This window comes from Brumimicrobium mesophilum (genome assembly GCF_003025005.1).
GTDB lineage: Bacteria > Bacteroidota > Bacteroidia > Flavobacteriales_D > Crocinitomicaceae > Brumimicrobium > Brumimicrobium mesophilum.
Window position 1 is genome coordinate 185,485 of sequence record NZ_PVSS01000008.1, and the last position, 13,110, is coordinate 198,594.

The 13,110-nt window shown below is 34.6% G+C and carries 8 protein-coding genes; 3 read left to right on the top strand and 5 right to left on the bottom strand.

The features are described 5' to 3' along the window. Window positions 1-12: 12 nt before the first annotated feature. The 3 genes from C6368_RS10190 to C6368_RS10200 all read right to left on the bottom strand — a co-directional run bounded on the left by C6368_RS10190 (window position 13) and on the right by C6368_RS10200 (window position 6,365). The gene (locus C6368_RS10190; RefSeq protein WP_159038543.1) at window positions 13-3,411 is read right to left on the bottom strand and encodes a TAT-variant-translocated molybdopterin oxidoreductase; all 3,399 of its coding nucleotides are present in this window, start codon (window positions 3,409-3,411) and stop codon (window positions 13-15) included. A gap of 33 nt (window positions 3,412-3,444) precedes the next feature. Continuing rightward, window positions 3,445-4,740 (bottom strand): c-type cytochrome, encoded by a 1,296-nt coding sequence (locus C6368_RS10195; RefSeq protein ID WP_159038544.1) that lies wholly within the window; start codon window positions 4,738-4,740, stop codon window positions 3,445-3,447. Window positions 4,741-5,327: 587 nt separating this feature from the next. Continuing rightward, window positions 5,328-6,365, bottom strand: a complete 1,038-nt coding sequence (locus C6368_RS10200; RefSeq protein ID WP_107039101.1) for an AI-2E family transporter — start codon at window positions 6,363-6,365, stop codon at window positions 5,328-5,330. A 203-nt stretch (window positions 6,366-6,568) separates the two neighbouring features. On the opposite strand from C6368_RS10200, the gene C6368_RS10205 reads away from it, so the two are divergent. After that, a complete protein-coding gene (locus tag C6368_RS10205) occupies window positions 6,569-7,807 on the top strand; it encodes a glycosyltransferase (protein WP_159038545.1) in 1,239 nt (412 codons plus the stop codon). A 23-nt stretch (window positions 7,808-7,830) separates the two neighbouring features. On the opposite strand, the gene C6368_RS10210 is transcribed toward C6368_RS10205, so the two are convergent. Beyond that, window positions 7,831-8,820: a glycosyltransferase family 9 protein gene (locus C6368_RS10210; protein WP_107039103.1), complete on the bottom strand. Its 990-nt coding sequence runs from the start codon at window positions 8,818-8,820 to the stop codon at window positions 7,831-7,833. Between the two features lie 327 nt (window positions 8,821-9,147). On the opposite strand from C6368_RS10210, the gene C6368_RS10215 reads away from it, so the two are divergent. Beyond that, on the top strand, window positions 9,148-11,439 hold the full coding sequence (locus tag C6368_RS10215; protein WP_107039104.1) for a helix-turn-helix domain-containing protein: 2,292 nt from the start codon (window positions 9,148-9,150) through the stop codon (window positions 11,437-11,439). Between the two features lie 41 nt (window positions 11,440-11,480). Here C6368_RS10215 and C6368_RS10220 read toward each other — a convergent pair whose 3' ends face one another. After that, window positions 11,481-11,819, bottom strand: coding sequence for a helix-turn-helix transcriptional regulator (locus tag C6368_RS10220; RefSeq protein ID WP_107039105.1), 339 nt, complete (start codon window positions 11,817-11,819; stop codon window positions 11,481-11,483). Window positions 11,820-12,038: 219 nt separating this feature from the next. Between C6368_RS10220 and C6368_RS10225 the strand changes: the two genes are divergently transcribed. Further along, a partial coding sequence (locus tag C6368_RS10225; RefSeq protein ID WP_199851617.1) for a LamG domain-containing protein occupies window positions 12,039-13,110 on the top strand: 1,072 nt, incomplete at its 3' end.

The window sequence follows — 13,110 nt, forward strand, 5'->3', positions numbered from 1 at the left end:
CTTATAATTCAATTAATGTGCTTCTTCAGTTTCAGTATGACCATGTCCACCTTTGTGTTCATTTGCCATTTGAATATCTTTTAGAAGATCATTTTCCTCGTTACGTACTTTAACTTTATACCACATGTTTGGTTTTAAACCAATTTCCTCCAGTGCTTGGTATGAACGTTTACTGTCTGCTGATTTTCGAATCTTAGAATTAACATCATTCCAGTCACCTACAATAATCGCATTAGCTGGACAAGCGTCACCACAAGCTGTAGTTACGTCTCCATCTGCAACTGGACGACTATCTTTCTTAGCATTCAGTTTACCTTCTTGAATTCGTTGTACACAGAAAGAACATTTCTCCATAACACCACGAGTTCTTACAGTTACATCTGGATTCAATACCATACGTCCTAAATCATCTTGTGCTGGATTCACCTCCCCAAACTTCTTGTAAGAAGGATAATTGAACCAGTTGAAACGTCTTACTTTATAAGGACAGTTGTTTGCACAGTAACGTGTACCGATACAACGGTTATATGTCATTTGATTTAACCCTTCATTCGAGTGAGTTGTTGCTGATACTGGACAAACAGTTTCACATGGTGCGTGATTACAGTGGTGACACATCATTGGTTGGTGAACAACCTTAGGATTTGTAGCCGCTCTTTCAGCTTTACTGTAACTAAATGTATCTTTATCTTTACGTGTACCAACCGTTGCTTCCTCGTCAGATGCATAATAACGGTCAATACGGATCCAATGCATTTCACGACCTCTTCTTACTTCGTCTTTTCCAACAACAGGAACGTTGTTTTCAACTTGACAAGCAACAAGACATGATCCACATCCAAAACAAGCATTCAAATCAATTGTCATCCCCCAACGGTGACCCACATTCTCTACAGGATGTGCATCCCATAAGTCGAATTCTGCCAATGGAGCTTCAACGTGATGACCATGTTCATCTATTTTTTGTAAAGTCCAATCAGGATTGTATGCGTCCTTTGAATGATTCTTGTATGTATCAAGAGTAGTTTCTCTAATAATAGAATTCCTCGCCATCACAGTTCTGTGAATTTGAGTTGTTGCTATTGGATAGCGAACATTTTTATTTTCAATGGTCGCTGCCGCAGTATACTCCATAGTACCAGAGGCAGTTTGAATCATGCGGTAAGCATTCTCCCCAATTGTCTTTGGATTACCATTTTCGTCATTAACAAGACCACCGTATTCTTTTGTTTGAAAAGCAGCTTTACCAATATTAGCTCCGCCTTCACCTCTTCCATATCCTAGAGCCAATCCTACAGTTCCAGGGGCTTGACCTGGAGAAGGATAAACAGGTAATTCGTATGTCACATCACCTACAGTGATTGAAGCCACTGTACATCCATTTTCTTGGTCAATGATAAAGTTATATCCTTCTGATTCCATAATCGTAGGATTCATAGTGATATAATTGTCCCAAGTTACTTTTGTAATTGGATCAGGTGTTTCTTGTAACCAAGGGTTAGCAGCTTGATCTCCACGACCAATCGCCGCTTTTTGATATAAAACAACTTCCAACTCACCAGCTTGTGGTAGTTTACTTGCTGTTTTTGAAATAGCACTTTCGTCAAAACTTGAAGCTGAAGGAGCTTTGATAGTTTTTGAGAATACTGAATTATGAATTGTAGTATTCCAGAAAGTATCAAAATTAGAAGTTCCTGCAAAATTATTATTCGACCAGTTCTCTTTAATGAAGTTAAAATAAACTTTACTGTCTTTCCCTTCACGCTCTGCCTTTCCAGACCAAACTAAGAAAGATTCTTGTGCAGAAACCGTATCGTATAAAGGACGAATAGTTGGTTGTGCTAAAGAGTATTCATTTGCTTTTGGAGAATAATCATTCCAAGACTCTAAAGCATGGTGGTCAGGAACTACAAACTTACATTTAGAAGCTGTTTCATCCATTACACCTGATAAAGAAACTGTCAATGCAGTGTTTCCTAGTGCTTCGGCTAATGCAACTCCGTTTGGAGCAGAATAAACAGGATTTACACCATAGAAAAATACTGCATCTGGTCCTTTACCTGCAAGTACATCAGAAACAAGTTTCATCATTTTATCATCTTCAGATGCAAACATCTGAACCGGGTTATTTAAGTTGATTGTTGAATCATAAGCTCCAATTAAAGAGTTTACTTTATTCACCAATACTTGAATAGCTACATTATTTGAAGAAGAAATTACTAATCCATCTCCTTGGCGTAATTCTTTAATTATTCTATCAACGTTTTCTTTACCAACATTTTCAGGAATAGCAGAAGAAACACCCCCTGTTGAACCACCTAAACCTTTAACTAAAGCTGCTAATAAACTTGCTTCTTCAGAAGGTTTGATCATTAAACGAACATCTGCATTTGAACCAGTAATTGACATATTAGATTCAATTTGGTAATGCTTATTCATCCATTTCCCATCAGGATTACGTCTTTGTCCATATTGTCCTGAATACTGAGTTGACATCAACCAAGTACTTAAGAAATCTGCACCAAAACTTACAATAGTTTTCGCTTTTGAAAAATCATAATCTGGAATAACTGGGCTACCGAAAGAAAGCTCATTTGCTTTTCTGATTCCAGCATAAGAAACGGCGTCATACTGGATATGCTCAAATTGAGCTCCAGTCTCTGAACCAGAAGTTACTGCAGCTGCTGCAACTACTTCTTCGTTATTATTAAATACCCCTTTTACTTTTTCAACAGCTTTATCTATAAAACCTCCTTCTTCTTCATTAACAATTGGAGTTGCTTTTGGTGCAACACGACCAGTAATAGATCGTTCCAATTCTTCTACAGCTTTATAGCTAGAAGGAGAAGCAAGTGTATTAGATACAAGAACAACTTTACCGCCCTTGCTTTTAATTTTATTTAATTCAGAAATTATTTCACTATCCGCATCTGCAGTAGAAATTCCTTGACCATCCTTAAATGCATATTGTAATCGAGCTTCGTTATACAAAGAAAGTACAGATGCAATTATTTGTGGATTTACGTTACCATTTGTAAAACCAAAGTCTTTGTTTCCTTTAATATAAATAGGACGACCTTCTCTTGTTTTTACAAGAATGTTAGCGTAAGAATTACCATCATAATAAGTTGATGCATACCAAGTTGCCACACCAGGTGTAACATCCACAGGTTTGTTAACGTAAGGAATAGCTTTTGTAACAGGCGCCTCACATGCTGCAATTGTAGCAGCAGCAACACTAAACCCTAAAAATTTCAAGAAATCTCTTCTTGGAGTTGATGTTTCGCTTAACTTTTCGTCAGCTAAAAATTCATCAACACTTATATCTTGACTAAACTCTTGGTCTCTGTTTTCAACAAACTCTGGAGTTTGATTCAACTCTTCAAGACCTTTCCAATATTTTTTGCTCATTGCCATATCTTATTTAGCTATCAACTTTTTAAATTAGTAGTGACACTTAGCACATTCCCATCCGCCAAGCTCGCTCACTGTTACTTTACCATCTTCAAGATACTCATCATATAATGATTCGTCATTTTCAAGTAAACGTTTATGTATTTCATCGTAGTAACCACCTTTTCCTTCAATAGTACCAGTAGAAACGTCTTTAATACTGTGACATTCAATACACCAACCCATAGTCAAAGTAGGTTTTGATAATTGAACATTACCTTCAATTTGATTTAATTCTTCAACAGGAACAACTCTAGGCAATTCATTTTGCTTAGTCATATCACCGTGACATTGTTTACAATCAACCCCTCCTATTTCAACGTGTTGAGAGTGATTAAAATAAACGTGGTCTGGTAAAGAGTGAACTTTATTCCAAACAATATTTTCTGTTTCTCCGCTGTATTTACCACCTCCTTCTGGAGAGAAACCTGCGGATGCATAAATGTTTTTAATTTTCTCTACCTGATCACCAGCTCCTTGAACTTGCTTGTGACAGTTCATACAAACATTAGTTGTTGGAATACCAGCAGATTTAGATTTATTCGCAGAATTGTGACAGTACTTACAATCAATCCCATTAATTCCAGCGTGAATATCATGTGGAAAAGCGATTGGTTGACTTGGTTGATACGCAGAAACAACTCCAATTTGGTAAAGTCCTAACAACAACCAAACAACTCCTGTCATTACAGCAACCAGAACACCAATACCTACAAATTTTCTATTTTTGAAAATCCAAGCTTTAGAACCAACTTTCAATGGCTGATCTCCACTTTCATCAAGCTCTTGTAATTGACGTTTTACTCCTCCAACAGAGAATATAATCACTAAGAAAACAGCTCCTAAAACATACCAAATCCAGCTGAAATCATTTTCTTCCGTTGGCAAATTACCACCGCCTCCAGGATTACCTGGTGTATCGACAACGGCACTTGCAACTGGCTGAGCATCGACATAATCAAAAACTGCCTCAATTTGCTCATCTGTTAAGTCTGCAAATGTTGTCATAGCAGATGGAGACCATGTCGCCACTTCTTTTGCATATGGATCTGTAGCTTCCGCAACTTGCCAGTTTTTCACCCATTGATGAAGTGAACCTTCCATTGCTCCGCCTTCTTCCCATTTCTGACGAACTTCAAATAACTTTGGCCCGGTCATATCCTTGTGAGGATTGTGACAAGTGGCACATTTCGAATTAAATATTGACTCACCCTCTTGTGCGCTTGTCACAAAACTTGTCAACATGAAAAGCGTTAAAATAAACGCAAACAATCCTCTATTTCCCATATTAAACATCTGATTCTTAGATATTTTGATTTATAATTTCGCAAAAAAAAGTACTTCTTTGCAATACATATCGAAAGCAAAAGTAGCAGAATATCCCTACTCAATGACAGTTTCGTGACAATAAAAACCTTTTTAAAATCAATTTAGAATGATTTTAAATAAGGCCTTATCCCTAATGAGAACCCCATTTGTAATACAAAAGACACCATTCAACCACACATCATATTCATTATCAATTTACAAAAGATTGTTAAAATACTGAACAATGTAGGCTTAGCATACAATATTTTGAAAATTGAACAAAATCAATTACAGAATTTTCAAATGTGTATATCTTTTTTTATTCCATTCAATATTAAAATCAAGGGATAAGAAATTTTTCAAAATATGTTATTAACATTATTAGCATAAAATAGAACCTCAAAGATCATTACGATTTGAAAAGCACAAATTGAGTCTAAAAAAAATAGCGACCATCTTCGAAAGCCGCTAATTTTATTTACTAAAATAGTATCTTGTCTTAATATAAGAAAATGCATGAGATTTTATCCAACCTAAATACTCATTACTCGCCACTCCCTACTGAACTACGACATAATTCGCGCATAAACCGAAGTGCCCGGGAATTTCTCCATGATTTTTTTGATTAGTGCAGTAAGAGGAATCGATAAAATAAGACCAGGGATCCCCCAAATAAAACCCCATAAAGCGAGCATAATTAGAACCGTCACAGTATTTATTGAAAATGATTTCCCCATTAAAATTGGTTCAATAATTCCACCGAAAAGCGCTTGCACACCTGTTATAATCAGAATGAAGAATAATAAAGTTCCTGTTAAGTTCAGTTCTACTAATGCGAATATTGTAAGGACAACAACTGAGATTACAGATCCGATCATTTGAATAAAGTTGATCAAAAAAGCAAATACACCCCAGAATATTGGGAAACTAACATCAAAAGCATAGCAAGCCAAACTAAATCCTAATCCAGTGAAGAAGCTTAAGATGAATTTCACAACGATAAACTTAAAGATATCTTTTTCAATTTGCCTAAAGGTTTTAACAGAAGCATGTTTCTGTTTGAAAATCAACAATTCCATAACCTTTTGCATATTGACGGAGCCAGCAAGAAGTAAAACCATAAAAAACAATGTCATTAAAGTCATGGTGATGATATTTTTGGTCATATTCAAACCACTACCTACGTTTCCAAAAAGATTGTCACTCACCTTATCATTGCTCATTAAGGCATGTAATTTTGTTTCATCCTTTTTCGGAGTAATCCCCATCATATCGACAACAGGTGAAACAACATCATTCAGACGATCTTCAAACTTATTTCGGAAATCATCATCAGCACTTGCCAATTCTTTACCAGTAAGCTGCAACATCTCATAAGTCCCTTTTATTCCAGCGCTTACGATTAAAAGAACAATGATAACTCCAATAAAATTTGGAACTCCTTTTCTTTTAAACCATCTCATCAAAGGTGAAAAAAGAAGTGCTGCAAATAGAGCAAATGTTAAAGGAATAAAAATTAGGGAAAGTAGATTTAACAAATACATGATAAGTGGAACTACAATAATTAGTAGTAGTTTTCTAATGGCTAAAAGTTCTTTTCGCATTGCTGTATTTTAGAAAGCTCAATATTAAGAAATAAAAACAAAAGATTCCTTATATATAAAGTAGCAAATTAATAAATAATGCAAATCCCAACTTTGGTAGAACAAAAATTAATTAATCTTCAGGCATTTCGTAGTACAATAAATAGCTATTTTAAAGTCAAAACTAAAAAATAAACTATCTTTATATTCTTAAATTAGACATCTTGAATCATAAAGTTTTATACCTTTCTTACGACGGAATGACCGACTCACTAGGACAATCACAAGTACTTCCATATCTTTCTGGTTTAGCGAAAAAAGGAATAAACATTCATTTAGTAAGTTTCGAAAAAAAAGAATTTTCAAATGATATTCCAAGGATAAAAAAACTCTGTGAAGAAAATGGTGTGGTGTGGCATCCTCAAAATTACACCAAAAAACCGCCTTTAATTTCTACAGTTAAGGACATCCGAAGAATGAAAAAAGTAGCTTTGAGTCTACATGAAGAAGTGGGATTTAATTTGGTGCATTGTAGAAGTTACATTCCAGCAATCATAGGACGATTACTCCAGAAAAAAATGGATTTAAAACTGGTATTTGACATGCGTGGCTTTTGGGCAGACGAACGTATTGAGGGTGGAATTTGGGATAAAAAAAGTCCAATTTTTAAAAGAGCCTACAACTTCTTCAAACGTAAGGAAATAGAATTTTTTAATGAGTCTGATGCAATTGTTTCATTAACAAATAACGGAAAACAAGAAATCGAATCATGGGATAATATTCCAAATCATCCTCCCATTGAAGTGATTCCTTGTTGCGCAGATTTAGAGCATTTCAGGTCGGACAAAGTTGATTCCAAAACAGTTAATGAAAAAAGAATACAATTAGGAATTTCAAAAGATGATTTTGTTTTAGGCTATGTTGGCTCTATCGGAACGTGGTATATGCTTCCAGAAATGTTGGATTATTATGCTGTTCTACGTCAACAAAAATCAAAATGTAAATTCTTATTTATTTCAAGAGAACCCAAGGAGAATATTGTAAATCTTGCTTTAGAAAAAGGTATTCCAGAAAATGAAATTATCGTTACCGGAACAACGCACAATGAAATCCCAACCTATATTTCATTGTTTGATTTCTCTATATTTTTCATCCGACCAACATTTTCCAAAAAAGCATCTTCTCCAACAAAACAAGGAGAATTAATGGCACTTGGAATTCCAATTATTTGTAATGCGGGTGTTGGAGATACAGATTTGATTATTAAAGATTCTCATGCTGGAATTGTCTTGGAAAGTTTAAATAAAGAAAGTTATGAAGCATGTAATTTAGACCCTTCTGAATACGATAAAGATGAAATCAGAGCTGGTGCAGAAAAATGGTACAGTTTAAAAAACGGAGTGGAAAAGTATTTTGGGATTTATGAAAAACTGGGCCGATTAAATCGGCAGAGAGAGATTTAGGGAGAGAGGAGAAAAATGATTTTCTACTTTAGCAAAAACAGCTCAATCTGAGCTTTTATTCCCATTACATCTTGATCCATCATACATTTAAAATGCTTTTTTGGACATTTAGCATAACCTATTTTTGAACAAGGTCGACACTTCAACCCTTTCACTTCATGAATGGTAAAAGAATCGGGTGCTTGAGGACGATAAGGGTACATTCCGAGATCTGCAACCGTATTCCCCCAAATACTCACGATAGGTAAATCAAATGCAGCAGCGATATGCATCATTCCGGTGTCATTTGTGATTAACAATTGCGCATCCTTCACCACTTGTGCCGACTCATGAATTGAAAGTCCACCACACGTATTATTGATGTTTTGATTTGGTAATAACTTCTTGATTTTATCCGCTTCTTCACGGTCATCTGGTCCTCCAACTATGACAATAGGATGTGAAATACCTTTTAAAACCTCAGCCATTTTTTCTGCAGGCATTCTTTTTGTTGCAAACTGAGCACCAATAGCAACTGCAATGTATTTCTCATGTCCAGGAAAGCGTTTTGAAAAAGACACAAAATCAATTTTTATTCTAAAATCGATTCCTTTTTCATCATTCTTTACTCCCAAAGGTTTCACAGCTTCAAAATAGCGATCTACGATATGTACATCTGGCATTAAATTCCATTTGAAATTTACGTAAAGCCATTTTTGAACATTGAGTTTTGGAAAAGAAAAACTCTCTTTTCTCAGGTGACTTTTGATTTTTGAAGTACGCAAATTCTTATGTAAATCAATTACATAATCAAAATTAGCCATTTTCAAATCTGCTAAAACCAAGTGATTTTCTTCCCCCCATTCATGTACAAAATCAACATGTGAATTCGTAGAATAAAGATTCGAATTTTGTTTTTTCGTTAAAACATGCAATTCAACATTAGGAAGTTGTTCCTTAATGCAACGCAAAACAGGACTTGTGAGCACAATGTCTCCAATAGAACTGAAACGAATGACAAGAATTTTGGTCATTGGACAAATGTAATAATCAATTTCAAAATACGAATTAATTAATTACGAATTGTTTGACTCCTAGTTATGGACCGCTGAATGAATCTCCTCTTATTAAAACAAAAATATTCGGATTTCAACAAACAAAAACCTATGGATTTGAAGGATTTGCAAACCGTCCTACCCCTCTTTTTTTTATTTTATTTTCAAAAACATTTGCATTCTAATTAACTTTTTCATTATCTTAATTTAGAAGGCACATAGAAATAGACAAGTTTAATCTTGCTGTATCTCTCTTCAACCACTAACTTAGCATTCTCAAATTTCGAGGGCATAAATTTTAAAACCATGAAGCAAATTACAACCGATATTCAGTCTCCCGCAGAATTCACAGAAAGGTTTATTAATCAGACCAATCATTCTGTGTTTCTTACAGGAAAAGCGGGAACTGGTAAAACCACTCTGCTAAAGAAAATCATCGATTCTACACACAAGAATACAGTTGTGGTTGCTCCAACAGGAATTGCTGCCTTAAATGCTGGTGGTGTTACAATTCATTCATTTTTTCAGTTGCCCTTTGCTGCATTTATCCCAGATTTTGGTCAGCCTCCATTTCTAGGTCAACGAACACAGTTCAACACTAAAACAACTTTAGCACAGCATTTCAATATGAATAAGAAGAAGAAAATTATTTTTCTTAAATTGGAATTATTGATTGTTGATGAAGTAAGTATGCTTCGTGCAGATCTATTGGATGCAATGGATTTTATGTTGCGAAAAGTAAGAAGAAATGACGCTCCATTTGGTGGAGTTCAAGTTTTGTTTATCGGAGATTTAATGCAACTACCACCAATTGTTCGCAGAGAAGAAAAACCAACACTAGACAAATATTACAGAGGGAGTTTCTTTTTTAACGCGAAAGTAATTCAAGAACAACCTCCACTTTATATAGAATTGGAGAAGATTTACCGTCAAAACGATCCAGAATTCATTGAATTATTGAATAATTTGAGAAATAATCATATTTCAGAGGAGAATGTGGCTTTATTGAATAATTATTCTAAACCAGATTTCGACGCCACAAAGCATGAAGGATTTATCACTTTAACCACTCATAATGCCAAGGCGGATGAAATCAATAGTAAAGCATTACAGGCCTTAAGTGGTAGAACGAAAGATTATGATGCAAAAGTAGCTAAGAAATTTCCCGATCATATGTTTCCAATTCCAAAAACAATGGAATTAAAAGTTGGAGCTCAAGTGATGTTTATCAAAAATGATTTGTCTCACGAAAAGCGTTACTATAATGGTAAAATTGGTCGTATCACAGAACTTTCAGCTGATGAAGTACGTGTAACTTTCCCGGAAGAAAAACTAACAATCTCTGTTGAGCCTTATGAATGGGAAAATGTAAAATTCTCATTAGACGAAAAATCAGGTGAAATTAAAGAAGAGGTGATTGGAACATTTGTTCATTTCCCCTTAAAACTAGCATGGGCAATTACTGTTCATAAAAGTCAAGGGTTAACTTTTGAGAAAGCTGTTTTAGATTTATCTAATGTCTTCGCTCCTGGCCAGGCTTATGTCGGCTTATCGCGTTTGGTTTCGTTGAAGGGGTTAGTTTTGACTAGTCCTATTCGATTAAACGGATTAAGAAATGACCAAAATGTGGTGGATTATGCTAAAAACAAAGCAGACGAGAAGCTTTTAACCAGAAAACTGGAATTGGGAACCGTTATATATTTACAGAATAAATTACAGAAAACATTTAATTGGGACTCCATGGTGAGTCGTTGGTTATCTCTTGAAGCAGCGCATAAAACTGCAGGACCTAAAAGTGAAATGGCAAAGAATAAAGTTTGGTTTGAAAATCAAATCAATGCTTTGATGAGCACCTTAGAACCTTCTCGAAAATTCAGGTCTCAATTGATAAGAATTTGTCAACCTGACCAAATGAACATTGATGTTTTACACGAACGATATGAAGCTGCATACCAGTACTTCATAAAAACCTTAGAACCTGTATTTCGTGGCAACATCAAACAACTTTTGCTGTTAGGAAAAAAGTCAAACGTCAAACAGTATGCTGAAGATTTAGGAGAGTTAGATGATTTGCTAACTGATGTAATTATTGATTTGAAAAAGTCTAGAAAGTTAGTTCAGAACTTATACAACGGAAAAGAGCTCTCGAAAGAGAATATTTGGGATGATCAAATCCGTAATTTTAAAATAGCCAAGATACAAGTTGTAAAAGAAGAAATCCGCCGTGAAAATCCTACATTAGGAGAGCTGGATGATTTTTTTGAAGAGAAGAAATCAGCTAAAAAGAAAGAAAGAAGTAGTAAACCAAAAATATCCACTTTTGATAAGACTTTTGATTTATTCGATAAAGGAAGGTCTATAAAAGAAATAGCAGATGAAAGAGTTTTAACGGAAAAAACCGTTTACGGTCATATTGCAAGACTTGTTAAAGATGAGAAAATTGAAATCGATGCAGTATTGGATCAAGAGAAAATTGAAGTAATGAAGGACAAGTTAGGCAAAGAACTTGAGATGACATTGACTGAAGCAAAAGACCTTGTTGGGGACGCTATTTCTTGGGAAGAATTGAAAATTTATCATGCCAGTAACTTGAGATAAATTACAAACTTGAGTTTTTAGGTTTTAAGAATGCTATAAATTCATCCTATTGATTTTAAGAATTCAACAATATTCACATCTTCGATCAACTTAAGTTTTTTACGAAGTAGATAGCGTGACATTTTTATGGCTGTATTGCTAACATTTCTCATTGATGCTATTTTCTTATTTGTTAAACCGAGCCTAAATAGTCCACAAATGGTTTTATCTAATTCTGTGAGGACTGGATACTTTTTAGAAAATTGGTCTAAAAACTTATGATCTACCTCTTCAACATTCTCTTGAAACTTTTTAAGTTGATCATCGACAAGAAAATTATTGTTAGCATAATGAATAAGATTTCTTATCGATTTCTTTGTGTTTTCATCAAGTTTATCCAAAATATCTAACCAGCTTTCCTCAACCGAATATTCTTTCTGTTGGGCAAATGTATTTGTCAGAGAAATAAACTAATAAAAAAGTAAAGAACTAATTTCAAAGATTCTATAAAATAATCATTGCACCTACATAGGTCCTACATTAGAGTATATTAAAGGAAACAAAGTCGTTTTTAAGAACCCTATGACTTACTTTTGCTTAAAATCAAAAAACTATACATTATGAAAAAACAATTATTCTCACTTCTTGCAATATTTATTTTTATTGGAGGAACGTACTCACAGGTAGCTTTAAATTTTAATGGAAATGGCGATTATCTTGCAACAGATTTCCCTGGTATTATAGGAAACAATCCAATTACTATAGAGGCATGGGTCAAAACAGATGGAGTAAACAACGAGCAAGTTATCACTTCTTGGGGTTCTGAAATTTCAAATGGAGGTCGATTCACATTCAGGCTAAATAATGTGGGAGGTAACTTTGTTCCTCGTATAGAAATTAAAGGAGGAGGAATTAATGGAGCTACAGATTTAAATGATGGAAATTGGCACCATGTAGCGGTAACATACGATCCAGCTTTAACAAGCAACAAATACAAATTAATTGTAGATGGGGTGCTAGACACTGAAGGAGATATTTCTCAATCTCTTAATGTTATTCAAGATGTAAATATGAATATCGGTAGAAGGATAAATCTTGGTTTTACTGGCTACTTCAATGGTAGTATGGATGATGTAAAGGTTTGGAATGTTGCAAAAAGTGAGGCAACCATTTTAGCTAATATGAATGCGGAAATTTGTACTCAATCAGTGGATTTAGTAGCCTATTACAATTTTAATGAAGGGACTCCACTTGCTGATAATTCCACAATTACTGAAGCTCTAGATTTTTCAGATAATTTAGGATCTGCGGCGCTTATTAACTTTACACTTAATGGATCAACGTCTAATTATGTAACTGGTCCAACGCTTACTGAAGGAATAACATCTTCCGTACTTGTTGAAAACGCGTGTAACGATTATACATGGGCTGAAAACAGTACGCTTTACAACACTTCTGGAATCTATTCAGAAGTAGTTACAGCAACATCTGGTTGTGATTCTATCTTAATCTTGGATTTAACTATAGTTCAACCAGAAATAACTACAATTACTGAAATCTCATGTAACTCATTCACTTGGACAGAGAACGGTATGACTTATACAACTTCTGGTCAGTATTCTGAAACATTTACTAATCAAGCGGGTTGTGATTCAACGATCACTTTAGATTTAACAATTAACCAAGCTGACA

Bases quoted from the DNA above. Each gene is read 5' to 3' on its own strand.
- C6368_RS10195 (WP_159038544.1), bottom strand. From the start codon at position 4,740: ATGGGAAATAGAGGATTGTTTGCGTTTATTTTAACGCTTTTCATGTTG.
- C6368_RS10200 (WP_107039101.1), bottom strand. From the start codon at position 6,365: ATGCGAAAAGAACTTTTAGCCATTAGAAAACTACTACTAATTATTGTA.
- C6368_RS10210 (WP_107039103.1), bottom strand. From the start codon at position 8,820: ATGACCAAAATTCTTGTCATTCGTTTCAGTTCTATTGGAGACATTGTG.
- C6368_RS10215 (WP_107039104.1), top strand. From the start codon at position 9,148: ATGAAGCAAATTACAACCGATATTCAGTCTCCCGCAGAATTCACAGAA.
- C6368_RS10190 (WP_159038543.1), bottom strand. From the start codon at position 3,411: ATGAGCAAAAAATATTGGAAAGGTCTTGAAGAGTTGAATCAAACTCCA.